At 45.7% G+C, this 24,513-nt stretch carries 25 protein-coding genes; 18 read left to right on the top strand and 7 right to left on the bottom strand.

The window, feature by feature from the left end; translation table 11 throughout:
- The first annotated feature begins 297 nt into the window (after nt 1-297).
- On the top strand, nt 298-672 hold the full coding sequence (locus tag ACJJIB_RS14160; protein ID WP_444886552.1) for a DUF5992 family protein: 375 nt from the start codon (nt 298-300) through the stop codon (nt 670-672).
- A gap of 82 nt (nt 673-754) precedes the next feature.
- Here the strand turns inward: ACJJIB_RS14160 and ACJJIB_RS14155 are convergent, their stop codons facing one another.
- Nucleotides 755-1,090 (bottom strand): hypothetical protein, encoded by a 336-nt coding sequence (locus ACJJIB_RS14155; protein WP_444886551.1) that lies wholly within the window; start codon nt 1,088-1,090, stop codon nt 755-757.
- A 558-nt stretch (nt 1,091-1,648) separates the two neighbouring features.
- Between ACJJIB_RS14155 and ACJJIB_RS14150 the strand changes: the two genes are divergently transcribed.
- The 3 genes from ACJJIB_RS14150 (at nt 1,649) to ACJJIB_RS14140 (ending at nt 3,279) form a co-directional block, all read left to right on the top strand.
- Nucleotides 1,649-2,044: a hypothetical protein gene (locus ACJJIB_RS14150; protein ID WP_444886550.1), complete on the top strand. Its 396-nt coding sequence runs from the start codon at nt 1,649-1,651 to the stop codon at nt 2,042-2,044.
- Between the two features lie 212 nt (nt 2,045-2,256).
- Nucleotides 2,257-2,589, top strand: coding sequence for a hypothetical protein (locus ACJJIB_RS14145; protein ID WP_444886549.1), 333 nt, complete (start codon nt 2,257-2,259; stop codon nt 2,587-2,589).
- A gap of 492 nt (nt 2,590-3,081) precedes the next feature.
- Complete coding sequence (locus ACJJIB_RS14140) at nt 3,082-3,279, top strand: hypothetical protein (protein WP_444886548.1); 198 nt, start codon at nt 3,082-3,084, stop codon at nt 3,277-3,279.
- Between the two features lie 627 nt (nt 3,280-3,906).
- On the opposite strand, the gene ACJJIB_RS14135 is transcribed toward ACJJIB_RS14140, so the two are convergent.
- Nucleotides 3,907-5,973 carry a S9 family peptidase gene (locus ACJJIB_RS14135; RefSeq protein WP_444886547.1) on the bottom strand — a complete coding sequence of 689 codons (2,067 nt, stop codon included), beginning with the start codon at nt 5,971-5,973 and terminating at the stop codon, nt 3,907-3,909.
- A 139-nt stretch (nt 5,974-6,112) separates the two neighbouring features.
- On the opposite strand from ACJJIB_RS14135, the gene ACJJIB_RS14130 reads away from it, so the two are divergent.
- The 5 genes from ACJJIB_RS14130 (at nt 6,113) to ACJJIB_RS14110 (ending at nt 9,907) form a co-directional block, all read left to right on the top strand.
- Nucleotides 6,113-6,622 (top strand): hypothetical protein, encoded by a 510-nt coding sequence (locus tag ACJJIB_RS14130; protein ID WP_444886546.1) that lies wholly within the window; start codon nt 6,113-6,115, stop codon nt 6,620-6,622.
- A 1-nt stretch (nt 6,623) separates the two neighbouring features.
- Nucleotides 6,624-6,833 (top strand): helix-turn-helix domain-containing protein, encoded by a 210-nt coding sequence (locus ACJJIB_RS14125; protein WP_252082131.1) that lies wholly within the window; start codon nt 6,624-6,626, stop codon nt 6,831-6,833.
- Nucleotides 6,834-7,143: 310 nt separating this feature from the next.
- Nucleotides 7,144-8,229, top strand: coding sequence for a fibronectin type III domain-containing protein (locus ACJJIB_RS14120; protein ID WP_444886545.1), 1,086 nt, complete (start codon nt 7,144-7,146; stop codon nt 8,227-8,229).
- Nucleotides 8,226-8,489, top strand: coding sequence for a DUF7660 family protein (locus ACJJIB_RS14115; RefSeq protein ID WP_444886544.1), 264 nt, complete (start codon nt 8,226-8,228; stop codon nt 8,487-8,489). Before ACJJIB_RS14120 ends, ACJJIB_RS14115 begins: the two co-directional genes overlap by 4 nt.
- Before the next feature lie 293 nt (nt 8,490-8,782).
- Nucleotides 8,783-9,907, top strand: a complete 1,125-nt coding sequence (locus ACJJIB_RS14110) for a hypothetical protein (RefSeq protein ID WP_444886543.1) — start codon at nt 8,783-8,785, stop codon at nt 9,905-9,907.
- Between the two features lie 210 nt (nt 9,908-10,117).
- Here ACJJIB_RS14110 and ACJJIB_RS14105 read toward each other — a convergent pair whose 3' ends face one another.
- Nucleotides 10,118-10,864 (bottom strand): sulfite exporter TauE/SafE family protein, encoded by a 747-nt coding sequence (locus ACJJIB_RS14105; protein WP_444886542.1) that lies wholly within the window; start codon nt 10,862-10,864, stop codon nt 10,118-10,120.
- Nucleotides 10,865-11,075: 211 nt separating this feature from the next.
- On the opposite strand from ACJJIB_RS14105, the gene ACJJIB_RS14100 reads away from it, so the two are divergent.
- Together ACJJIB_RS14100 and ACJJIB_RS14095 are read left to right on the top strand one after the other, a co-directional pair.
- Complete coding sequence (locus ACJJIB_RS14100; protein WP_444886541.1) at nt 11,076-12,458, top strand: MFS transporter; 1,383 nt, start codon at nt 11,076-11,078, stop codon at nt 12,456-12,458.
- A gap of 516 nt (nt 12,459-12,974) precedes the next feature.
- On the top strand, nt 12,975-14,312 hold the full coding sequence (locus ACJJIB_RS14095; protein ID WP_444886540.1) for an MFS transporter: 1,338 nt from the start codon (nt 12,975-12,977) through the stop codon (nt 14,310-14,312).
- Nucleotides 14,313-14,499: 187 nt separating this feature from the next.
- On the opposite strand, the gene acnB is transcribed toward ACJJIB_RS14095, so the two are convergent.
- On the bottom strand, nt 14,500-17,115 hold the full coding sequence (gene acnB / locus ACJJIB_RS14090) for a bifunctional aconitate hydratase 2/2-methylisocitrate dehydratase (protein ID WP_444886539.1): 2,616 nt from the start codon (nt 17,113-17,115) through the stop codon (nt 14,500-14,502).
- A 306-nt stretch (nt 17,116-17,421) separates the two neighbouring features.
- Between acnB and ACJJIB_RS14085 the strand changes: the two genes are divergently transcribed.
- The 3 genes from ACJJIB_RS14085 to ACJJIB_RS14075 all read left to right on the top strand — a co-directional run bounded on the left by ACJJIB_RS14085 (nt 17,422) and on the right by ACJJIB_RS14075 (nt 19,348).
- Nucleotides 17,422-17,877, top strand: a complete 456-nt coding sequence (locus tag ACJJIB_RS14085; RefSeq protein WP_444884455.1) for a DUF1289 domain-containing protein — start codon at nt 17,422-17,424, stop codon at nt 17,875-17,877.
- Between the two features lie 143 nt (nt 17,878-18,020).
- Complete coding sequence (locus ACJJIB_RS14080) at nt 18,021-18,911, top strand: lipid kinase (RefSeq protein WP_444886538.1); 891 nt, start codon at nt 18,021-18,023, stop codon at nt 18,909-18,911.
- On the top strand, nt 18,908-19,348 hold the full coding sequence (locus tag ACJJIB_RS14075; RefSeq protein WP_444886537.1) for a hypothetical protein: 441 nt from the start codon (nt 18,908-18,910) through the stop codon (nt 19,346-19,348). The genes ACJJIB_RS14080 and ACJJIB_RS14075 overlap by 4 nt, the downstream gene beginning before the upstream one ends.
- Before the next feature lie 27 nt (nt 19,349-19,375).
- On the opposite strand, the gene ACJJIB_RS14070 is transcribed toward ACJJIB_RS14075, so the two are convergent.
- Nucleotides 19,376-20,311, bottom strand: a complete 936-nt coding sequence (locus tag ACJJIB_RS14070) for a hypothetical protein (protein ID WP_444886536.1) — start codon at nt 20,309-20,311, stop codon at nt 19,376-19,378.
- A 289-nt stretch (nt 20,312-20,600) separates the two neighbouring features.
- Here ACJJIB_RS14070 and ACJJIB_RS14065 point away from each other — a divergent pair, with 289 nt between their 5' ends.
- On the top strand, nt 20,601-21,227 hold the full coding sequence (locus ACJJIB_RS14065; protein ID WP_444886535.1) for a MiaE family protein: 627 nt from the start codon (nt 20,601-20,603) through the stop codon (nt 21,225-21,227).
- Nucleotides 21,228-21,425: 198 nt separating this feature from the next.
- Here the strand turns inward: ACJJIB_RS14065 and ACJJIB_RS14060 are convergent, their stop codons facing one another.
- Nucleotides 21,426-21,686 (bottom strand): DUF3081 family protein, encoded by a 261-nt coding sequence (locus tag ACJJIB_RS14060; protein ID WP_444886534.1) that lies wholly within the window; start codon nt 21,684-21,686, stop codon nt 21,426-21,428.
- Between the two features lie 67 nt (nt 21,687-21,753).
- Here ACJJIB_RS14060 and ACJJIB_RS14055 point away from each other — a divergent pair, with 67 nt between their 5' ends.
- The 3 genes from ACJJIB_RS14055 to ACJJIB_RS14045 all read left to right on the top strand — a co-directional run bounded on the left by ACJJIB_RS14055 (nt 21,754) and on the right by ACJJIB_RS14045 (nt 23,951).
- Nucleotides 21,754-22,215, top strand: coding sequence for a DUF3429 domain-containing protein (locus ACJJIB_RS14055; RefSeq protein ID WP_252082116.1), 462 nt, complete (start codon nt 21,754-21,756; stop codon nt 22,213-22,215).
- Between the two features lie 73 nt (nt 22,216-22,288).
- Nucleotides 22,289-22,915 (top strand): malonic semialdehyde reductase, encoded by a 627-nt coding sequence (locus ACJJIB_RS14050; protein ID WP_444886533.1) that lies wholly within the window; start codon nt 22,289-22,291, stop codon nt 22,913-22,915.
- A gap of 58 nt (nt 22,916-22,973) precedes the next feature.
- Nucleotides 22,974-23,951 carry a hypothetical protein gene (locus tag ACJJIB_RS14045; RefSeq protein ID WP_444886532.1) on the top strand — a complete coding sequence of 326 codons (978 nt, stop codon included), beginning with the start codon at nt 22,974-22,976 and terminating at the stop codon, nt 23,949-23,951.
- A 46-nt stretch (nt 23,952-23,997) separates the two neighbouring features.
- Here the strand turns inward: ACJJIB_RS14045 and ACJJIB_RS14040 are convergent, their stop codons facing one another.
- Entirely contained in the window at nt 23,998-24,453 is a 456-nt protein-coding gene (locus ACJJIB_RS14040) for a DUF2269 family protein (RefSeq protein WP_444886531.1), read from the bottom strand.
- Between the last annotated feature and the right edge of the window lie 60 nt (nt 24,454-24,513).

The raw sequence follows: 24,513 nt of genomic DNA, 5'->3' as shown, positions 1-24,513 counted from the left end.
CTTATTGGTTTCTTGCTCCGTTTTTGGAGGGTTACTTTTGTTAGGTAGATTGTTATCCTCTAGGAAAAGCAGCTCAGCTCTCGTTTTTTTATATGTCCTGCTTGTTGTTGGTGCTGCGGCGGTTCAGTATAGGATTTTTTCTACTGGCGGGCTGATGGGGGTTAAATTTGTTGAGGGTATGTGGCCCGAAATGTTGGTGTTCTTTATTTTTATTATATTTTGTTTTGTACCAATCAGAACTTTAAAAATAAACTAAAGAGCTATTGTATAAGCTGTGTTTTTGCTTTAAGGCAATCTATGAATGATCTGGGTCATTTGAAGGGCGGGGGCGTGAGAATAAAGTTGTTAATTGCTGGAGCTTTAGTTTCCATGAATGTAATGGCTTCGCCAGGTTATATTGCCAAGAATGTTAAAATTGTTTCTGTAGCAAATACCGGCGCAAACGCAATGACCTTTACCGTAAGGACAGCTAATGGCACTGGCATATGTAGTGGCGAATCCATTACATTTCCTTTATCGATTGCTGGTAATGCGGGAAATAATGAGGGTATTCATAACCGCGCCTATAGCGCGGCGTTAATGGCCTTGGCTTCAGAAAAGAAAGTCTCTATTTATAGCTATGAAGACTCCTCTATTTGTAGTAAGGCTGCCTATATTGAAGTTTTCAAATAAAGTATAAATGTGTTTTTTACTTAGTTTGAGCTCCTCCCTGATGGGAGGAGCCAGCATAGAAATTTAGACTAGTTGCGACCTATTACTCAGCAGAGTCTATGCTTACATATCGGATAAGGACATAATTGTGGTCGTCGCTGCAGCTAATATTGTTGTCTTCAAATTCAAGCTTCACTTTCTTTCCTGACATCTGGGCGGACAACAACATACTGAATTGCCTGTCATGCAGTTTAGAATAAGAATCACCACCAAAGCCAAGCTTGGCGCTTCCATTCATACCGCTGATATTCACTTGGGTTCCTTCTCCTGTAGCCCTGGTTACTAAACGAGTAACTTCACCGGTACAGGTATGGAAGCCTGCTGCAAGGCTAGACTGAGAGATAAGTGCCAAACCAATTATGGCGAAATGTTTTATCATATTTTGGACTCTGAAGGTTGGTAGTGGAGATTTTCTATCAGATATGAATCGTTGATTGTATAATAAGTGTTTGGTGTGATTTCAGGCAAATAGGTTCATTATTTACCTTAAAGTGCAGATCTACAAATCGCGCGTTGTTTCCTTGGTGGTCTGTCATTTAAGAGCCGAATAAATGGTCTTGAAGTCGAGTGTACTTAGGCGGTTAAAAATATAGAGTTTCAACTTTGCTGCTTAATACTGGGGCTATCTTTGCCACGCGTACCAACTAATTTAATCATTTCGCACTGGTTTTATACATTGGAGCGGCCACTCCTTAAAAAGTAAATATGTAACTCTTTCGTAGAGTTGGAGTGTTGGGCTTCTGCAGATGCCTGAAACAATTTTCTTACTAGGCTCTATCTAATCAGCCGACTCTTGCCGAACTGAAAACTCAAATATGATATTATTTCCCAAGGGTGCGCACCTTTTGATTTTTACCCTTTAGTGACGGGGAGTTAATAAAGTGTGCCGTATTTAAAAGTCCCTTAACTCAAAATTTAAATGTAGCGCGAAGTAGATATGAATAGTAAATTAAGACAACATATTTTAAAGGCCGGGAGAGTGATTCTGCCGGGGCTTCTTTTTGCCTCAGGTGCCGCCTACTCTGGCACCGAATGTACCGGTAAAGTAACTACGGTAGAAATTGCGTTAAACGGAAATGTTAACGCCAGTATAAAAGACAGTGGTAGCGGCACTAATTTTCATAGTGTCGCACTTTGCAGGATCACAGAGGATTTAGACGGCGGGTTCAAACAAGAATCCTGTAAGGCAGCTTTTTCTCTTTTAACTACTGCACATGCAACTGGTAAGAGTGTGACCTTGTGGTTTAATGAGGAAAAATTTTCTTCTTGCTCGCAGTCATGGGGGGAGATTTGGTCGCAAGGATTTTACCATCTTCGCCTTAAAGAAAGTTAAAGGCTGCGGCATATACCACTTAATCATAATCAGTAAAAACTTTAAATGCCTATCCAATTACTAGAAAATGAGGCGGTAATCAAAGTGGGCACTTATTAATGGCTAAGTTATCACAGTCATACCGACTAGCGATAGTATGTATATTTATATTGGTAGCCTGGGTGATGAAGCTGCTCAAATAAATGCTAAAAAAATGGTAAGCTGAGTAATAAATGAAGAAAATATTGGCAGCGATTGTTGGAATAGTGCTTAACTCCAAGGTGTTAGCATTATCTTTAACTAATATAGGGGAAATCAAGGAAATTAATTCATATACTGATTATGGTAATGGTGATGTGCTTATCTATTTTGATACTGGATTAAATGCGTGCCCCAGCGGCGGCTATATCAGTCCAAGTATGCCGGGATATAAAACTGCACTTTCTATAGCCCTCACTGGCTATACGGCACAAAGAAATGTGAGGATGGAGGTTTTTACGAGCAACTTATGGCCTGGAACTTCATCAAAACAATTCTGCGCCATTCGTAGAATTGATCTAAAGTAGGCTCTGTAAAAGAATTATTTTAAGGTTTTAGTAAGGTTTGATTTCTAGTGGTCAGGTCTTACTAGGGCCAATAACTTTATTTTTTATGTTCAATGTATGTGTATTGCAGGTCGATATAAAAGGAAAATTTTGCTCCGGCTAATAAATACATAGTCTTGTTACGGTATATCTCATAAGTTGCTGGTCAATCCAGGATTTTTTGCTTCAGATTGATACTTATCTGTAACCAACGAATGTTTTCGTTATTGACGTCTGATTTTCTGGGGTGTTTTAGATGTGTCAAACCATTTGAGTTTTTGTAGATGGTACGTTAAATACTCGGTTATAGTGCCTAGTGATTAACGGCTGTTTAAATGTGCTATTAATATACACCTATTTCTATAACGTGCCCAATAAAGATCATATAACGGTTGAAAATACCTCGGCTGAGCTTATCCAGGAATTCATATTTTCTCCGCAGATACTAGCTATGATCCTACTAGGCGCTGTACTTTGAGAGGTAAATATACCTACCGCCTACTCGATTTGCCCGACGTGCAGGATAGCAAGAGTGGTACGCTGATCGGCCTGTACCACTATATCGATGATCACTTGAAGTGGGGGCACAGCTTCACCGATTTTTCCGATGATCTCACCTTGCTGAATTACGAAAGCCAGGGGATGTTTTTGAATATTTTTGGCAAGTTGTGATTTTAGGAATTTGAGGGGTGGCCAGAAATCTGAATAAACTGGTAGTTAAGTTGATGTTGGATTTAGTAATTAAGTTGTTACATCAGGTTCTTTTAACTTGAGGATTTGTTTTTACTCACAGCACGAAAAATGAAGGCCCGGTGGAGTATTTGTACTTAGCTAGATCTTTTATTGTGGAATTATCCGATCAGTTTCATTAACTTATTATCACTAAGGCGTAGAGAAGTGAGACTTCTAATCGCTGCTAAGTAGTGTACTTATCTCTGTCTAGAAAATAGAGGCGTAGCTGTACTCAATTCGGTTTTTTAGGCTTTTTAGATTCAAGCTTTGAACGAATATTCCAAGTGAGTGGTGGCTTATTAGCTAACTCATGATTTCTATTAGCTGGTTGTGTATATGGATCATAATTCTATCTAAATAGAAAATGAAATGACCGTGGGGTATTTTCTACTATTGAGGTTGGAATACTAAGGGGCTAGGGGTGATGGAGTTTCTGCGATGTTCGTTAGAAGCTGAAATGACTTAATTTTAAAGTAGCCTGTCTTTGGCCGATATTGATTAATATCGGTCAAAGACAGACATGCTATGTTGGCAATCAAATTAAGATCGCAAGAAATCAACTTGAGATTATTGCTTGGCTAATTTTGATATATCAACTTCAAGCCCTGCCAAGTGAGTAGTAAGCTCCTCAGGGATTTCAGAATACACTTCACCACCAAGGTACTCAGCAAGAAACTCTTCCATCTTTATTAAATAAGCCATCAGGTTATTGCGCTTGCTAAATCCATGCCCCTCATCTTTAGCTAAAATATACTCGACAGCCAAATCTTTTTGATACATTTTTATAGCAATTTGATCAGACTCAAGCTGAGTAACACGAGGATCATTTGCACCTTGCACCAACAGTAAAGGAGCTTTAATTTGATCAGTAAAGTTTATAGGTGATCTGTTTTGCATATCTTCTCGATCAGCTTGTACCAATGGATCACCGATTGCTTTTAATCTGTGAGAAAGAAATTCTCGTTCATACTCCGGGAATGATTCTATCAATGTGATTAAACTTGATGGGCCTACAAAAGATATGGCGGCTGCATATACATCTGGGGTGAAAGTCAACCCAGAAAGTGCCGCATAGCCGCCATAAGAGCCACCCATGATGGCCACTCTATTTTTGTCTGCAATACCTTGTTCTACTAAATACTCAACACCATCCGTCAGATCGTGTTGCATCCCACCGGTTCCCCACTGGCGATTGCCCAAAGCAATAAAGGTTTCCCCGAAGCCTGCAGATGCGCGAAAGTTGGGTTGCAACACGGCATAGCCACGATTTGCTAACAGTTGAGACACACGGTTGAAAAAGTCAGCACCAAGTCTCCAGTAATCTCTATACCAAGGGCCACCATGCGGCAATACTACTAGCGGTAACTGACTACTCTTGCCTTTAGGTAGCGTTAAATAGGCCTGGATGGCGATGCCATCACGGGCTTCATAGGTAATAGAACGTCTTTCTGCCAGAGATTCAGGGTCTAACTTTGTATCTTTATCAATCAAGCGCGTTAGCGACTGGTCTGTTTGATTGTAGGTATAAAAAGCTCCCAGATCGACATCGCTAGCAATGTCCAACAACCAAATGCCAGACTCTTCATTTATAGAGATAACATCGATCTCTACTCTGCGAGTAAACTGAGTAGTGATAAATTGCCAGTGTTTTTGGAATTCCTTACTAATCGGATAATCTTCTCGGTATCCATAGTAGTAAGAAACCAGCTGAAGCTCACCATCTTTATTGAAAAGACTCTTGTAAACATCAGCACGTTTATTGGGGTCTGTATGCACATCAGTAATTTCTCTTGAGGCCAGGTTCAATTGCTTTAACCCCGATGTGTCTGCCTCACCGTAACTAGACTCGAAATAGACTCTCTCGAGATCTGAATTATAACTGGACAGGTGTAAGATTTCTCCCGGCTCAGTTTTCAGAGACTTTTGCCAGGATTTATTCTTGTGAATAAATAATTCCATGGATGAATCCGGGTTGGACCTTACACCGGCAACAGGAATTCCCTCTTTGTCTATCAGCACATCATGGAAGTGCTGATTATTCGACATTATTGATGTCAACTTACCAGTTTGGGTGTTCAACTGATAAAAACTTAACAGCTTTGGATCGTCGTGATTAGCGAAGAGGGTTAGACTGTTGGGCTTTTCTGAAGCTTGCCCTAAAATTATGTATCTCGCGCTGTCTTTTGAGGTTAATTTTTGGGTGTCGAGCAAACTTAGATCTTTATCTTTTACCTCCAGATCCAATCTGTAGATCTGGTGCAGTTCATTCCCTTTCGAGTCTTTAGAGACATACATACCGAGCTGATGCTTATCCCAATAAAAGCTATCTGCGCCGTCGGCAAAAGCGGTCAATGGGAAGGCATCTTCAACACTTCCGTTACTCGGCATTACATAGATATTCGGTGCTCCATTGTATTGCTGGAGCCAAGCTAGCCATTGCCCATCAGATGATAGTTTGACCCCACTAATTGCAGAGTCATTAAAGAAGCTCTCAACAGGGAGTAGCTTCTGCTGAATTTCTGCCGATGCTGAATCCTCCACGAGGAGGTTCACACTACAGCCACTAAATGCGGCTGCAAGACTCAGCCAACAGATGGCTTTGCGTACTGACCAGCGATGATTTTGTAATTCCATGAGTTTTACTCCTTATCAACAATGACTACACGGCATACTGTAGATAAGTAGTAAATTATTGTAAAGCAATAATTTATTACTTAATTGCGAAAATATTATATTGTTGTATAATGCCTGTCTATCCAGTGGGAGCAAAATTGTGAACTACAAGATCCAGGTTTTAAGTACACGTCTACGTTGGGCAATCGTGGTAATTAGCCTTATTGCTGTTACTAGCTTACCAATCATTTATTTTTTCTATGATATAAATGGCTTCAATAGTAGTAATCCAGTTTTTCAAGAGTTGTGGGGGTTAGGTGATCAGTTCAGACCGATGCTAATCTTCGGCCAATTGCCAACTTTTGTGCTTTCCGGTTTGTTTATCTACTGGCTTTGGCGACTTTTTGGGCAGTATGCCAAGGGTGATTATTTTGGTAAGGAGAGTGACCGATGCTATCTATGGCTAGTTTGGCTATATGGAGTTTCAATCCCATTAGGTATGTTGGAGTCGCTGTGGCTTAGTTATCTATCGTATGTGCATAATAATGAGTTTACTTTATTCTTTGCACTCGATATTGGCAGGCTATTTACATTGTTCGTGCTAGTGAGCGTCCTCTATATTTTGCGTGCAGCAAAACAAATCGACCAAGAAAACAAAGAGTTTGTTTAGCATGGCTATCATTGTCAATCTAGATGTAATGCTGGCCAAGCGAAAAGTCAGTTCAAAGTCGTTGGCAGCAGAGATAGGAATTACTGAGGCTAATCTTTCCCTACTGAAGCGTGGTAAAGTGAAGGGCGTTAGGTTTGACACCCTATCGGCAATATGTGAGGCACTAGAGTGTCAGCCAGGTGATATTTTAGAGTTCAGGCGGGATGAGTGACTTGTTCACTGGATTTTTTATAGGTAAAGCTTAAGGGGCTAGGTTATAGCCAATTAAAATTTCGCCAGAATCTAACATTAGTGTACGGAGTTACCTTTATGAATTAACTCATAGACTCCGTATATCTGCATACATTGTATTACTTTCCTAAACATTTTTTCCGTAGTGGTTCATTAACTTCCCACACTTAAAGCTGACCAGTAATTCAGCAGCTATCTTCTTTTATGGCTAAGCTATACCCTATAATTGTTAGCCGCAATATGGCAATTGGTAGTTTCCACTCATCAATATAAGTTTTCGGGTGATAGTAGTGGCCTTTAAACTGCATATCATTGCATATTTATATTTACTTTCTTTTTCCCTTATAGCTTTTGCTAATAACTTTTCTGGTCAGTCAACCCTTGTGGTGGCACCGCCCTCTGAAGTTGAAATGGCTGTCTCGGAAATGAAAAGTCGAACTGGGGATATAACGTTAACTTGGCATCCTCCCCCAGAGACGGTAGACAGCTATGAGCTTGTAAAGCAAAAAAATAATGGAGTTTGGTCTAAGCCCATAAAAATTGCTGGGCATTCTTATCGGGTTAAAAAGCTATCTACAGGATCTTGGGGGTTTAAGGTCCGGGCTTGTAATAGTAGTGGATGTGGCGCTTACTCCAATGAAAAGTGGGTAAATGTAGCTATCCCACCTTCTTCGCCAAGAAATGTTACCGCTTCTGGTGCCGAGGGAGAGGGAGTTCAGCAGGTACAGCCTCCTGTACAGTCAGCCCCCTTATCAGTGATTACAGCTTCAGACAATCCAGAATCTCATGGAACGGTCAAAGTTCAATGGGAAGCTCCAGATACTGGAGCAAAAGTATCAGGGTATGAAATTGAACAGTGTAAAGATGATTGCGCAACATGGTCCTCAGTCTATATAGGAGCAAAAGTTGTTTCAGTAACCCTCCCGATTGAAAAAAATAATCGATTAAAGAGTGGTTCTTACAAGTTTCGGGTACGGTCTTATGCTACCGGAGGTCGTTTTACGTCCTACAGTGAATGGGCAACATCCCCAAGGGTTGCTGTGATCCGAAAGGGGCTGATAAATCCCAAAGAAGTTAGATTTACCCAGGATAGTATTAAGCCGACGTTTTCAAATGGTCGTAAAATTGAAGATTTAATTCAAAACCTTAAAGAGGGTAAAGTAACTGCGTATGATGTCCCTCCTATTCGGGTCTTTGGTCGTGACGGAAAGATTTACTCGCTAGATAATAGAAGGCTCAAAGCTTTTCAAGAGGCGAATAAGCCGATAAGAATAATTCCCGCCACATCAGAGGAGTTATCTACCAGATCATTTAAGTTTACCAGTCGTAACGATGGTACATCTATTCGTATCCGTGAAGAAGGTGAAGATCGATGAAATCACTAGATCTGCCAAATAAGCTGGGTGAAATTAAAACAAGGGCTGATTTTTCCAGTTTCATCTTGGATGTACTTGAGGATTTCAAAAATAACGCATCAACCTGGGAAAATACTGATTTAGCCAATTTTCTCGAAGCAATGGCTGCATGGACAGAAGATATGGATGGATTTTATGCAAATCAAGGGAAGGGTATGCCTGAAAATATTCAGTGGAAAGTCTTTGCTGAAATTATTTATGCGGCAAGGATTTATGAATGATTTGCCAGGGATTCCTGTTTATCTCCTAGGATAATATGTATAGAAATTAATAAGCGGTTATCCTGGAGCTTGCCAAATGCTTTCCATTGGTAATCAGGTAGGCAAGATGACACTCCCTGATAATGGTCTAAATGATGTTGGGTGAAATCCATATTTACATCTTCAAAGTCATTTAAGTGATATAGTAATTCTGGGTCATCTTATTCTGACTCTTGTCGCGGGTTACCTTAAAGTATCCATTTTTTACTGTCCAGATATAAACTGTGAGTAAACGTTTCTATTGGGGTCGATACATGAGTAGCCGCTCAATTTTATGTTATTTGACTCTTTATAATGTCATTTATTTAGTATGTGGCTTATTGGTACCTTTAAAGGTTGATTCTGCGACACTGGCTCAGTCCTGCTTTTCAAGGCCTAATCCGTTCTGGCAGGAATCTAGTGCCATTAAAGGCAGTTGCGTTATTGATTCTAGATGTTATGTCATTAATTTATTTGTTGGGAGCTCAAAGAAAAATAAAAATTGGTTGCCTGTTGGGATTGAGTCTCATCAGTATGCACCAAATGAGGCTTCAAAAAGCGATCAGTCATCGTTCCACTCAGAGAAGATCGAAGGCTTTGATGAGTTATATGCAAAAGCTCCCGCAGCGAAGAAAGAAATTGACCTTCTGGCCGATAAAATAGCGGCTATGAATGAGGGGAGCGTTGCTAAAGTGCCGATAAAGTCATTAGAAAGATCTAAGGAAAAAGTTATTAATGATTACGGCGGTGACCCAACTCGAATCAAAGATCTTGCAAGGAATACCATTGTTGTACCGCAGGATAAAATCCCTATAGTGGTTGGAATGCTTAGGGAAAAAGGGGCAATGGTAAAAGTTATCGATGGATCTGTGGATCCGTTAGGTTATAGCGGAGTAAACTCTAAAATTAAAACGAGTAGTGGTTTGGTTGCAGAAATACAGGTGAACTCCCCTGAGATGATATATGCAAAAGAATCTCCTGAGTCTGCAATAGCTCTGCTGGGTAAGGACGCATATGCATCTATTGCAAATAGAGCCACAATTGAAGGTGGAAAAGGACATGAGTTATACGAGAAATGGCGCTCTTTGAAAGAAGATGATCCACGAAGAAAGAAGATTGAAGTTGAAAGTAAAAATTACTATACGTCTTTGAGGTCTGAGCTGATGCCGATTAAAACAGGTGAATATTTAAATCTAAGGCATATTTTTATTGACTATCCTTTTGAGTCAGTAATGTTTAGGAGGGATCATCAGACTAAAAATATATATAGAAAATTTTATGGTGAAGAGGAAGGTCAAGCTCCAATTCCCAATAATAATCGGCTGTTTAATGATGCTCTCCGGTATGGGCAAGAAATATCTCAGGAAGAATACCTTAAAGGGAAAGAAAATGAGGGTTAATGTCTAATTATGAGTATATCCAAAGAGTTAAAGATAATAGCCTCTTGGTCTTTATGGTGGTGTGGGGCTTATAAGATATTTTGAATTTTTTATGGCTGGTTTTGTTGAAGGGGGTGTTCTTTTGTGCCAGGTGAAATCATAAGATCTTAAGGTTTTCAAAGGCTTCAAAATTGAATTGTTGCTTGTCAGTTTTAATTGTAATTTTGTGGATCATGAAACTGCCTCCCAAAGCTGCACGCTAACTCGAAAAATTAAAATCAACCCAGATACAAACATGATCGAAAGTGCGTAGCTGTTGAATTTTTGTATGCTTATTATCTTTAGGAAATGTTTTGCTATAAACATGCCTGTCATAATTCCCAGTCCAATGGTCAGGCCGTAAGTGATCAATTCAGTGTTAAGCGCGCCAAAATGGAAGTAAGCGACAAGTTTCGTCGAGTGCATCATTAAAGAACTTACCCCCCTGGTTGCGACTAGCTCCTCTTTGTTAAGTCCGTAATTTAAGAAAAAAGGATTTTGTACAGGGCCTACAGCGCCAATAATTGAAGAGAAGAGTGTGGTGACAAAGCCGAGCATGGGAAAGTACGGCAGGTACATAACAAATGAACGTTTCTTATGCCCGAATCCAAACTGAAATATGGTCGAAACTAAGAATAAGCCGACAGTAAATTCTATTAATAGCGGGTGCATCTGGGTGTAAACGTAGGCGCCAATAATTGCTCCAGGTATGATGCCTGGGATTAGCCATAATGCCACCTTCCAATCTATGTGCTTCCAAAATAAATAAACGCCGAATGGAGATGCAATCGCATTTCCTGTTGTTAATACCGGGGCGACTAAATGGGGGCCAACTAGAAATCCTACTAGGGGGACCAGCAGCAGTGCGCCACCACCTGCAGCCATAATAGAAATGTAGCCAGTAACCAGGCCGAGAATTAGAAGGAGGGTAATGATCATGTGTCAGAGGATTTTCGTGCCTACAATAGGGATTTTTATTTCTTAAAGGTAAGCATAAAAATATTTTAAGGCTAGTGATTGTGGTAAAGGATATCTATTTTGGAGTAAGTCGAATTATATGAAAATGTCTACAGTTTCCTCACATTATTTCACGTCAAATCTGCCTTGTTAGGCTGGTAAATAATAGAATGTTATCACTCAATAGTTTTTTATGATGGCAGATAAAAGTACGCTCACATCACTTCACTATTGGGGCTTATCTGTTCTCTCTCTTGCCGTCTTCTTGGTTGCAGGGGACTTTACAGCTTTCTCTCCTGCATTGCCGGCGATTGCTGCCAATTTTTCCTCAAATTTTACTTCAGTCCACTGGGTAATAAATGCTTACTCTCTTACTTATGGAGTGATCATTGTGACTGGTGGTCGACTGGCAGATGTTTACGGCCGTAGGCGCTTATTTATATTTGGCGTTATTGTCTTTGCGTTGTCCTCGCTTGTGGGTGGTTTGGCACAAGATCTATGGGTACTTCTCTTATGTCGGGCATTAATGGGGTTTGCTGGAGCGTTGATCTGGTCCGCGATTCTTGGGATGGCTTATAACCTGTTACCTCCAGAGAGAGCCGGTTTGGCGGGAGGGTTAATACTGGCTGCCCTTGGTTTGTCGACATCCCTAGGGCCCATATTGGGTGGTTTTTTTAGTGAGTACCTAACCTGGAGGTGGGTCCTTTTTGTCAACATACCATTGGCATTTATAATAATTTTTTTGTGTTGTAGGAAGTACCCAGCTGATGAAGTAGTGAGAATTGAGGAGGATGTTGATTATCTGGGTGCATTATTGCTTTCAGTGTCACTATTTTGTTTCTTGCTGGCTATGGAAGTGCTGGCTCAAAAGCATGTTTTTGGATTATTTTCCACTTTGTTGTTGTGTTCTTCAATGGTATTTCTTGTGGGGTTTGGTTGTAGAGAGATCAGTAAGGGATCTGCTGCGCTAATACCCATTGAGTTGATAAAAGATGCCAGTTTTCTATCTATAGTGTTTAGTGTTTTGTTGGTTGCGACAGCCTTCTTTGCTGTCCTTGTTTATATACCTCTACTTTTTATTAAGGTTCATAAATATAGTGCCCTTATGGCAGGGGTTGCACTTTTGCCAATGATGATAAGCTCCAGTATTTTTTCTTTTATATCTGGATTGATACACGAAAAGTGTGGTGCAAGGCTGTTAATTTGCAGCGGAGCCCTTGGCATGAGTGTCGGGCTCTATTGGCTGTCAGTACTCAATGAAGCCACAAGTTATGTTTTTTTTATCCCTGGGTTGGCATTGGTCGGGGCAAGTTTAGGAGTCTATTCACCAGCCGCGGTTACTGCTGCCGTTGCTTTGGTTGATCCCAGTAAGTCAAGTCTCGTGGGGGGGATTGTTTATATGTTCCGTTTTTTGGGTGGTGCGCTTGCTCTTGGGTTCAACGCAATAATCCTAGCCTATTATGATGATATTGCTGAAGGTGTCTACAGGATTTTTGAGGTGGATGCTTTTATAACTTTTCTTGGTTTTTTATTGCCGCTTTATTTTTTGAGGGGTGTTGATGCACGTTTTTCTTGAGGTTCGTTTTGACGCTTTATATATCTTGTCTGCTGGGTAAAATTTTAAGATCAATTTTGATGATCTGTTTGAGGAGCAATTCAATTTAACAGTACTTTGCAGGGTGTTAGATCTTACTCTTTTTACCGAATGGAAGATTGAAGGCTTTGTGTATGGGTAAACATCAGCTTCTTTTTCAGTATTTTTCTATTGTGCTTGGCTAATGAATGATTCACTTCATGATTTACAGTTGTGGAAGGGGGCTAAGGATTATTTTTAAGCGATGGTCACTAATGAATGTTCTAATGAAATAGTGAGAGGGGGATGCTGTTTTAGTGTGATTTTTGACTTGGCAGGTAAAATTTAACGACTTATAGAAAGGGCTTTAATAATGCTTGGAGTGCAAAGTAGCGGAGTTTTAAAGTTGCTGTATTTGTTGGGGGGCAGAAAATGGAGTAGTCGATAAAACGTGTTTTATGGCTAGGTGAGCAAAAAATAATGAATTTAAAGGGGTTAACGGTTTCTGAAACCCGCAGTTTGGGGCTGGCGGCGTTAATTTTCTCTATTTTCCTTATTGGGTATGACTATACGGCCTTTTCTGTAGCCCTACCTGCGATCCAAAAAACCTTTAATATCGATCTTACTACAACGATGTGGCTGGTTAATGCTTATGCCCTGGCTTTTGGTGTTTCTGTAATATCGTGTGGGCGTTTAGCCGATATGCTGGGTAGGCGCCGAACTTTCTTCATAGGCGCCTCACTTTTTTCGATGTTCTCATTACTGGGGGGCTTTTCCATTAACATCTGGATGTTGATGGGGTGCCGCGTAATGTTAAGTATTGGTGGTGCTTTGATGTGGCCCGCCGTGATTGGAATGACATACCACCTTTTGGATAGTAAACGCGCAGGAGTGGCTGGTGGGTTATTAATGCTTGGCTGTGCTGTCGCTAATGCACTTGGTCCAATTATTGGCGGTATTGTGACGGATTCTTTAGGTTGGCGGTGGATTCTCTTTCTTAATCTCCCGATAACTTTGGTAGCAATGTTGGTTTGTTGGCGACTGATTGGTAGTGACTTGCCTGAGGCTCCCTCTGAGCGCGTGGACTTAATGGGGCTACTCTTCCTCTCAGTGGCATTACTTGCGCTATTGGTAGGATTGGACCTGTCGGTAGATATGGGATTTACCAACTATCGAACCATACTTTTATTTTTGGCGTTTGCGATTTTCTTTACAGTTTTTATCTGTTTGGATTATCACTCCTCAGAAGAGCCGCTAATTCCCATCGATGTGGTGAAGAATAAGAAGTTCTTAGCGGAGGGAGTAGCGACCCTGCTGGTCTCTGTGGCATTTATTGCTGCACTTATGTTTATCCCCCAATTTCTAAGCAAGATTTGGAGTTTTTCTGCGATCCAATGTGGTATTGCATTGCTTCCCATGATGCTTGCTTTTGGTGCTACTTCTTTTCTGGCTGGACATCTCTATGGGCGGTATGGGGCCAAGCGCCTTTCCAGTCTAGGGGCCTTATTTATGTGGGCCGGTATGTTGGTACTTTCGAGGCTCAGTGCTCAAATTGATCCAACTACTTTTGTCCCGGGCCTGATATTGATGGGGGTTGGTATGGGCTTGTTCTATCCAACTGTGACGACGGCAGCGATATTGATCCTTCGTTTCAACCGTGCAAGCCTCGCAGCAGCCATTATTTATATGTTTCAGATTATTGGCGGTGCTATTGGCCTGGGCTTGAATACGACAATCGTTGCACTGGCTCCAGATCTAGCAACAGGTATGAGTAGGGCCTTTTTGATGAATGCACACTTGGCTTTGTTAGGTATGGTGGTGAGTGTGTTTTTTATTAATGGAAGAGGTAAGGCTTGATTTGAATGGGTTTACTGCGTTAAGTGTCTCGTTCTGAACAAAGGCAAAGCTCACTTTAACTCAGTTTTACGCTTTATTTTTATAGTTTTACTTCTTAGATAGCACTAGATTAAGACTGCGCAAAGTATTCGGGCAATAAAAAAGCCCCGCCAAATGGCGGGGCTTTTTAGTGAGGTAGGGCGGTTAGTTATACACTAACTTCCTGGATCTCAGTCGCGGCGATGCGCTTGCCTTCTTCGGCAGACTTCTGGAAGTCTTCAATCTGATCGAAGTTCAGGTAGCGGTAGATCTCGCTGGACATGGAATCCAGGTTCTGTGCGTATTCCTGGTACTCAGCCGGAGTCGGCAGTTTACCCAGGATGGCGCCTACAGAAGCCAGCTCAGCGGAGGTCAGGTACACGTTGGCACCATCGCCCAGACGGTTGGGGAAGTTGCGGGTAGAGGTAGATAGTACGGTGCTGTTCGGAGCCACACGCGCCTGGTTACCCATACACAGGGAACATCCGGGCATTTCGGTGCGGGCACCGGCAGAACCGTAGATGTTGTAGTAACCCTCTTCCATCAACTGGTGCTCGTCCATCTTGGTGGGCGGGGAGATCCACATGCGCGTGGAGATGCCACCTTTGTGTTCTTGCAGCAGTTTACCGGCAGCGCGGAAGTGGCCGATGTTGGTCATACAGGAGCCGATAAACACCTCGTCTACCTTATCGCCAGCAACGTCGGACAGCAGGCGAGCGTCGTCTGGATCGTTAGGAGCACAGACGATCGGCTCTTTGATCTCGGCCAGATCGATTTCGATGACTTCCAGGTACTCGGCGTCGGCGTCCGCTTCCATCAGTTTCGGGTTGGCCAGCCACTCTTCCATGGCGCGCGCGCGGCGCTCCAGGGTGCGCTTGGAGCCGTAACCTTCAGCGATCATCCAGCGCAACAGGGTTACGTTGGAGCGCAGGTACTCGGCCATGGTGTCTTCGGATAGCTTGATGGTACAGCCAGCAGCGGAGCGCTCGGCGGAGGCGTCGGACAGCTCGAATGCCTGCTCTACAGTCAGGTCTTCCAGGCCTTCGATCTCGAGGATGCGGCCGGAGAAGATGTTCTTCTTGCCTTTCTTCTCAACGGTCAGCAGGCCCTGCTTGATGGCGTAGAGAGGAATGGCGTGAACCAGGTCGCGCAAGGTGATGCCAGGCTGCATTTTGCCTTTGAAGCGCACCAGTACGGACTCAGGCATATCTAGCGGCATAACGCCGGTAGCGGCGGCGAAAGCTACCAGACCGGAACCTGCCGGGAAGGAGATGCCCATGGGGAAACGGGTGTGGGAGTCACCACCGGTACCTACGGTGTCTGGCAGCAGCATGCGGTTCAGCCAGCTGTGGATGATGCCGTCAGCCGGGCGCAGGGAAACACCGCCGCGATTCATAATGAAGTCCGGCAGGGTGTGCTGGGTGTCGATATCGACGGGCTTGGGGTAGGCCGCAGTGTGACAGAAGGACTGCATTACCAGGTCGGCGGAAAAGCCGAGGCAAGCCAGGTCTTTCAGTTCGTCACGGGTCATGGGGCCAGTGGTGTCCTGGGAACCCACGGTAGTCATTTTTGGTTCGCAGTAGGTGCCTGGGCGGATACCTTCAACGCCACAAGCTTTACCAACCATCTTCTGCGCCAGAGTGTAACCCTTGCCGGTGTCGGCAGGTTGCTCAGGCTTGCGGAACAGCTCGGAAGGCGCCAGGCCCAGGGCTTCACGGGCTTTGCCGGTCAGGCCGCGGCCGATGATCAGGTTGATACGACCACCAGCCTGAACTTCGTCCAGCAGGACGTCGGACTTCAGTTGGAATTCAGACAGGACTTTGCCGTCTTCGGCGAGGATCTTGCCGTCGTAAGGGCGGATCTCGATCACGTCGCCCATGCCCAGTTCGTCAACGGGGGCTTCGAATACCAGCGCGCCGGCATCTTCCATGGTGTTGTAGAAGATCGGGGCAACCTTACCGCCGATACAAATACCGCCACCCTTCTTGTTGGGCACGCCAGGCATTTCTTCACCGAAGTACCACAACACGGAGTTGGTGGCGGACTTACGGGAAGAACCGGTACCGACTACGTCACCAACGAAAGCAACGGGCAGGCCCTTGGCTTTAACTTCTTCGATCTGCTTCAGCGGACCGGTAACACCGGCTTCTTCAGGCTCCAGGCCGTCGCGCTTCATTTTGTACATGGCCAGCGCGTGCAGGGGGATGTCCGGACGAGACCAGGCATCCGGTGCCGGAGACAGGTCGTCGGTGTTGGTTTCGCCAGTGACCTTGAATACGGCAACTTTGATGCTCTCGGGCACTTTGTTGCGCTTGGTGAACCACTCGGCGTCAGCCCAGGATTGCATTACCGCTTTGGCGAATTCGTTGCCGGCTTTGGCTTTCTCTTCCACATCGTGGAAGGCGTCAAACATCAGCAGGGTGCCTTTCAGCTGCTCGGCAGCCAGTTCGGCCAGATCTTTGTCGTCCAGCAGCTCGACCAGGGTGGAGATGTTGTAGCCGCCCAGCATTTGGCCAAGCAGCTCTACAGCGTGTTTGCGGTCGATCAGCGGGGACTCCGCGTCGCCCTTGATAATGGCGGACAGGAAGCCGGCTTTAACGTAAGCGGCTTCGTCAACACCGGGGGGTACACGGTGGGTTAGCAGGTCAACTAATTCCTGCTCTTCGCCTTTTGGCGGATTTTTCAGCAGCTCAACCAGGCCAGCGACTTGCTCTGCGTCGAGTGGCTTCGGTGGGATGCCTTGTTCGGCGCGTTCTGCGACGTGTTTACGATAGGCTTCAAGCACGGATAAGTCCCTCTTGGTGTGTGGGGTGGCACCAACAGCGGGTGGAATTCCCGATCTTTGTACTGTTGTCGGGATTTTTTTTTCGAGGCCGCTGAAGGCGGGGTGGCGAATACTACAGCAAAGCCCTACGGCTGTTAAGTTTATCGAAAAATCAATAATTTAAGTGAATTTCGACTATTCGCAGGGCAAATTTTACTGTGCCCACTGCAGCTGCCTCACCTCTTTTCTTAGTGGCCGAAACAAAATAGTCTACGCGCAATTTTAATCCAGGCCCGCGTTGCCTGATCGGCTAAATCTGGTTAATTGATGTACAAAAAAGTCCGTACACCTTGCATTGGTGTCTGTTCAACGGGAATAGGTGATGATGTCTGTCGTGGGTGCAAGCGTTTTGCCCACGAGGTGATCGACTGGAATGCTTATACCGAAGAGCAGCGCCGTATAATTGCCTCCAGGCGGGAGGGCTATCTAACCAATGCTGTACGCAGCCAGCTGGAAATCATTGATGAGTCGTTGCTGCTTTCCCAGTTGCGCCATCAACAAATTCGCTTTGATGAAAGCCAAAGTGCCTACTGCTGGGTTTTTGAGCTGCTGCGCGCCGGTGCCAGCCAGATTGGCGATCTGGGTGCTTACGGCCTGCGCCCGACCGCTCAGGCCAGGGGAGTGAGCCTGGTGGAAATTCGCCGGCGCATCGATGAAGATTTTTATGCTTTGTCTGTGGCCTACTATCAGCGCTTTATCGCCCCTGGCTTGATACAAGACTGACTTACAGCCTCAACTCATTCTTACGTGCCTGGGCTACTGTATTTCCCGAGGCGGCTTACCCCTTTAGAATTGATGTTCATCTTTCCGGTAATGGAGAACCGGCTATCAGCTCAGCTCACAAAAATCCGCGTAGAGTACTTCTCGTGGTTAATCCAAAAAGCCGGAATGGTGCCGAGGCGGACATCGACAGCGGCCTAGCGCGCTTACGCGCTGACGGAATAGAGGTTGAAGTCTTGCATTCCGAGGCCCCAGAGGAGAGCGAGGCTGCGATCCGGCAGAGTCATAAGAACCTCGACCTTGTGATAGTCGGTGGCGGAGATGGCACCATCAGCTCCACCGCTCGGGTATTGAAAGAGTGCCAATTGGCCCTGGCAATTCTACCGCTGGGTACCGCGAATGACTTGGCACGTTCCCTTGGCATTGTCGACTTGGAGCAGGCTTTTGATGTCATTATCGGCAACCATCGCCAGCTAATCGACCTCGGTGTTGTCAATGGTCACTATTTTTTCAATGTGGCCAATATGGGGCTTGGGGTAAAAGTGACTGAAGCACAGGACTCCGAGATTAAGAAGCGCTGGGGGGTTCTGAGTTATCTGAGAGCCTTCTTTATTGCCCTGAGGCGCACACAAAAATTCCAGGTAAATCTGGCACTGGACGAAGAGCGTTGCCAAATGCGGTCAATCCAATTGGCCGTGGGCAATGGTCGTTATTACGGTGGCGGCAACCTGGTTGCAGAGAAGGCACGCATCAATGATGCCAAGCTTAACCTCTATAGTCTGCGTCCGCGCGGCCTGTTGGAGTTGCTGGGCATGGCACTATTGCTCCGCGGTGGCAAGCACCATCTAACCGAGGGGGTTTTTAATGCCAGTGCCCAGCGAATAGAGGTAGAAACCAAGCCGCGTGTGCAGATTCATGCGGATGGGGAGCCGGTTGCTGAAACCCCTGCAACCTTTTCGGTGATTCCCAGAGCGCTTGAGGTTCTGGTGCCACGCAATTCAGAGGAACTCATCAGTAGAAAAGAGAGAGGGCAATGACACTCATTCGCACTGATATCCAGGCAGCATTGAATGATCTTTTTATGCTTATTAGCCGTAGCGAGGAGGATTACCGGGCAGCGGCGGGGCAACTTGAAGAAAAGTCGGCAGCTAATTTTTTAAACACAATTACCAAACGCCGGCAGGTGCTTGCGGACGAGTTAGAGCGGGCGATTCGTGCCGAAGATAGTTTGCCCTCTGAGCCGGATAGGGACCTCAAGGCTGGTGAACAGCTGCTACAGAGCTTTGCGCCCCTGCTGGCTGAGGACAAAACCAAAGAGATTTTCAAAAAGCGCCAAGACGCCGATCGTGAGCTACTTGCGCGTCTTAACGAAGATGAGTTGAGTGCTCTTGATAAATCCCACAAGGCGCTTAAAGAAGCCTGCCGGACTCAACTCGAAGAAACATTGGTGGAGCTGGCTCAAAGGCTCCGGTAGCCCTTTGGGCGTTCCGGTTAACCGGCGCTAGCGTTGCTGTCGCAAGAAGACACGCAAGGCAGGTAGGAATGGCTCTGTGGAAATAGCCAGGTCCCTTCTTTGTCGGCGCCGGCTGACACTGGGTTGATGATCGACCCGAGTAAAATCAGGCAATCGCCCGGCTTCATTCGCAGCCACTAGTATCGGCATGGAGGAGTAACCCACTTGTCGATACTGGTCTTCCCCTCCAGCTTCCTGTGCGAAGAAAATTTCGGCGACCTGTAGATTGGGGCGGCTCTGCACTTGTACCTGGCGCAGGTCCCCCTGTTGGCTTTTGTGCAGGCCGGCAAGCAGTTGCCGTTGGTATTGGATGCCGGGATCTGCACCGGTTGGGTCCATCTGGACCAGCTTTTTTTCACACCACTGCACTGTGACTTTGCGAATGGACTTGCGTGCCTTTATCCAGGAGAGTGTGATGGCATCCGGATGCTGTTCGCAGAGTAAAACCAGGCGGTAGCACTGGCGCAGGTGCGCGCGGGGGTAGCCCGCTTGCGCCAGTACCTCGCGCACGTTGCGGTCTCGCTCTGCCATGGGCCGCTCTGCTAAGGCTGATCGGTACTCGGCGATAGCGTTGGCAAAGGCCTCTTTGTCGCTGTTGAGTTGTTTTGCCAGTGCCAGAGTCTTGTCTGGAACCGCCAATAGACCCGGGATTTGCAGGGTTGCACGGGCATCGCCTCCGGTTCCGAGAGGTTCGGCATAATCCAGCTGGTTATACAGGGCGCCAGCAAGAGAAAAGGGCCGCTCAAAGCTTTCTTGCAAGGACTGGGCTGCTTCCAAGGCAAAAGGTGGCTGCAGCAGATAGTGTTGCCAGGGCTTACTGGCAGTTTGAAGTTGTTCAAGAGAGTCGCGTAATTCTGCTGCGCTGCTGTGGATCTGCTCCAGTAAGGGGGGGATGCTGAGTGCCAATTGCCGATGGTCTTTCATCGCCGAGTTCCACTATCTAAAAGATCAATATTTTAATGCACTTAATAAACCGTTAACAAATTTCTATTTGGATTGTTTAAAACTGGGGGGTGCCTGGCGTGTGAAGTTGGTTAGAGGTTGGCTAGAGGTTGTCTGAAGGGGGGGCGTCACAGAGAAAAGTATAGATAGCTGTTTACAGTAAAAGCTGCCCTGGAGAGCAACGCTTGATTTCTGTTGGGGCCTGCCTTTCTGCTGTTGTGCCGCTATAATCCCGCGCCAAATGATTGATACCAGATGAAATACTGATCCCATGAGTGCCCAAGTTCCCGATTTGTCCGCGATTCACGAATTCCTGCTGTGCGCCACCCCGGATGCCTGGATTGAGGCAGCACTGGCTGAGCCGGAAATGATGCTGGTGGACCACGCCAACTGTGAAAAGAAGGCGGCCGGTACAGCGCTCAACCTGATGTTTCGCTATCTGGGGGATTTTGAGCTGCTGCACAAGATGTCGCGTTTGGCTCGTGAGGAGTTGCGCCACTTCGAGCAAGTACTGGCCATTATGGAAAAGCGCGGCATTGTCTATCCCCACGTGAGCGCCTCCCGCTACGCGGCTGGGTTGCGTGCCGAGGTGCGCAGCGCAGAGCCAGGGCGCCTTGTGGATACTCTGATTTGTGGAGCCATTATTGAGGCACGTTCCTGTGAACGCTTTGCCCGTATAGCGCCACACTTGGATGAAGAGCTGCAAAAATTTTACCTGTCTCTGCTGAAATCTGAAGCTCGCCATTTCCGCGACTATCTACATCTCGCGCAAAAAGCCGCAGATGAAGATATTGAGCAGCGGGTGCAGGCGTTGTTAGCGCTGGAGAAAGAGCTTGTGCTGAGTGGCGATGGTGAGTTTCGTTTCCATAGCGGTGTGCCGGGAAAGTCGCAGGGCTAGGGTCCGTTAAAAATCATTGAACTGTCACTGATGGAGATCACTTTCTTGCTTGACTAGACAGGAGGGCTATGAAGCTGTTCTACATCAGTTGCAGGCAGTACATTGGACACCAAAATGCTGTGTGCCTATTTAGGTGCTAACGCGGTTTAGGTGATACCACGGTGCTAGTCCACTGGGGAGCAACGGCGCTTAAGGTATTCATTTCTGATCAAGACTAGCCAGTAGGCGTATAAAATCCTGCAGCTCTCTGTCGCTCGAATAATCGATAGAAAACTTATTGTGAAAAAAGACGGTGAGTTTCACTTTTGCTGAGTTGATAAATACGGTGTAGCCATCAAAATCGGTGCTCGCTGTCAGTCCTTTGTAGTGCCAGCCGTCTGTTTCCCTGTGTCCCTCCCGGGTGACACGATCAAATACCCGCAAGGCCTGTTTGACATCAATTTTGCTCTCCTCTTCCATACTGGCTTCCCCGTGCCACTAAACTTGTTGTTTCTGTTCTCCCTTACTGTATGGAAGATTAGACAGCATGGATAGTAGCGGCTATCAGCAGCCGGTGGTGGATACCCGTTTATTTGATGCCCTGGCTTACCTGGGGCTCTGTCCTTTTGTTGTCGGTCTATTGTTGCAGCTAACTGAAGTCTCCCTCCTGGGTATTGATGCCAGCCTATTCTTTACCGCTTATAGTGCAGTGATTCTCAGCTTTTTGTGTGGTATCTGGTGGGGGGGCGCGCTGAACCGGCCCGGCCATCCTCACCGGTTGGCGTTGATCGTGCTCAGTAATGTGGTTGCGCTTGCCGGGTGGGTTGGATTAATGCTTTATCAAAGTGCTTGGGGGTTGCCCATTCTCGCAATAGGTTTTGCCTTTGTGGCCTGGATGGAGGCCCGCTTAAACCCCAATCTGCCTGGTCGGGAGCAGTATTTTCGTACTCGCAGTATCGTGACCTATCTGGTGATTGCTTGCCATATCGGCATGATACTGCTGCGTTAACACTTGGAGTAACCGTTTCTCCGTCGTTCTGAAAGCTAGACTTTCACCAGAAAGCGACACGAGAATGCCAGGTATGAAATCGATTGCCCCTCCAGCATTAGATCAATTATTTTTTGAAGCTAGAACACACAGTTACTGGCAAGATAAACCGGTGCCGAAAGAGTTGCTGAAAAAGTTGCACAATCTTGTCAGGATGGCGCCCACCAGCGCTAACTGTTGCCCGATGCGGGTTGTTTTTATTGTGAGCAAGGAGGGAAAAGCCCGGCTTAAACCGGCTTTGAATGCGGGCAATATTGAGAAAACCATGTCGGCACCGGTGACAGCAATCATCGCATTTGATATGCGCTTTTACGAATATCTTCCCAAGTTGTTTCCCCACACACCGGCGCGTGAGTGGTTTGCCGATAATCCAGAGTTGGCAGAAACCACGGCATTTCGCAATGGTTCAATACAGGGTGGCTACTTTATTCTGGCGGCGAGGGCTTTGGGCCTGGACTGCGGCCCTATGTCTGGGTTTGATAATGCCCTAGTAGATCATGAATTTTTCAGTGATCAGTCCTCGACCCCAGCCTTTGTACAGGAACACTGTCCAGGCCATATTAAATCCAACTTTCTCTGTAATCTGGGATACGGTGTGGATGCCAAGTTACATCCGCGCAATCCGCGCTTTGAATTCGATGAGATATGCCAAGTTGTTTGAGGGCACTGTGTGAATGCCATCAGGATCTCAAGAAGAAGGTTAAAAGTGAGTTGGATGAATGGCTCATAGGCAATTGCAAAATCTATTTCGCCCGAATAATTACTTTTTACCCAGAGATGAAGAGGTTTTGTATGAGTTGTTTGGCAGGGATATCAGCCGGCCGGTAGTTGAGCGTTTTCTCGCGTTTCAGGATACTGAATATTTACGCTGTGTCTCATCTAAAAATAAAGGAATTTACCGGGCGGACCAGATGCTTCTGGATTGCTATGCCAGAAAAATTAATGAAGAAGCGGTTTTGGGTAAAAAACTGCTGTTCAGCAAGGAGGAGCTAGAGCCAATTATTTCGGCGTATCGAAATGAAACGCGATATATGAACCTGGGGGAAGAGAGGGTGTCTTTACCCCATGACGTAATTTCTACCGAAGAATTTATTCTGCACTTACAGGCCACCATTGTTAAAGCCTTAGAGAAAAAAAAAGAGGCCGATGACTTTGTCGTGGTAATTCCTACCACCAGTTATAAAGGGGAGCTTATTCCCAAGGCAATCTGCAGTAAGGCAAAACTGGATGATGAAACTTTCAAAAAGCAGTGTCAGTTGGGTTTGGTGAGAAACCAACACCTGCAATATGTGCTCAGTAAATCTTATCTTTGGACCCTAGCCCATGCCTGGCCCTTTATCACAGGTAGTGAGGTGGGCAGGGGGCGCTTTCGCGGGGTTGTATTCCGGCAGTTTGATCTTGGGTGGGACCTGATCTGCCCTGATCTCGATAGTGATACCAATGTTTTTGTCATTACCGATGCAAGTTGTTCCGGTGGCGAGGCTGAGCAAATTCGCAGTCGCTTGCTGAGGTGTGATAGGCGCGAGAAATCTGCGGTTATTATTCCACTATGTAAAAAGAAAGCCTTAGAGCGCTTGAGTAAAACCCCTGACGGTTTTGCCGATATTATCGCAGGGGTTGTGCTGGAGGACTTTAAGCGGCAGTGGAAAGATATGGGGGAGAGAGCGAGCTATAAAATACTGCGGGGAGGGAGTTAAGGCTGAAAACGTGTATTTGGTCATCATCAAATTTTCGTGATGCTGTTTAAAAGGAGGGCTTGGAAACCATCAGGTAAACGATAGCAATCGTTAAGGGAAAGGCCAGAGCACCTAGCAGGCACCAGGTGCGCATGATCCAGCGGATTTGACTGTGGCTATTTTCTTGGTTTGCATGTGCGCGCAATTGATATTGCAGGTAGACAACCGGTAGCCACAATAGGAAAACCGCTAGGGTTAGCCCGGCAGCCAATTGTAGCCAGGTTTGTTCTATCCATGCCGGGTTAATCACCAACATCCCCATGGCACTTCCCAGTAAACCGAGTACTGCGCTGCCGGTAAATATCCAGTCTGCTCGCACCGTTTCCTTACTTACCCACTGAATCACCTGGGAATCACCGGACAGCCAGCCGCGCAAAGTATACCAGGCAATCCCGGTGCCGGTTCCGAGTACGATAATGGCGCAGAGAATATGTAGTGTCTTGAGTGCGAGGTAGTAATTCATAAAGCGGCAGACCAAAATAAACCGGCAATAAGGTAGAGTTTTAGCGCATAACTTTCAATC

It is taken from the genome of Microbulbifer mixtoriginis (SeqCode), assembly GCF_052467705.1.
This window is presented reverse-complemented; position numbering and strand designations above follow the sequence as displayed.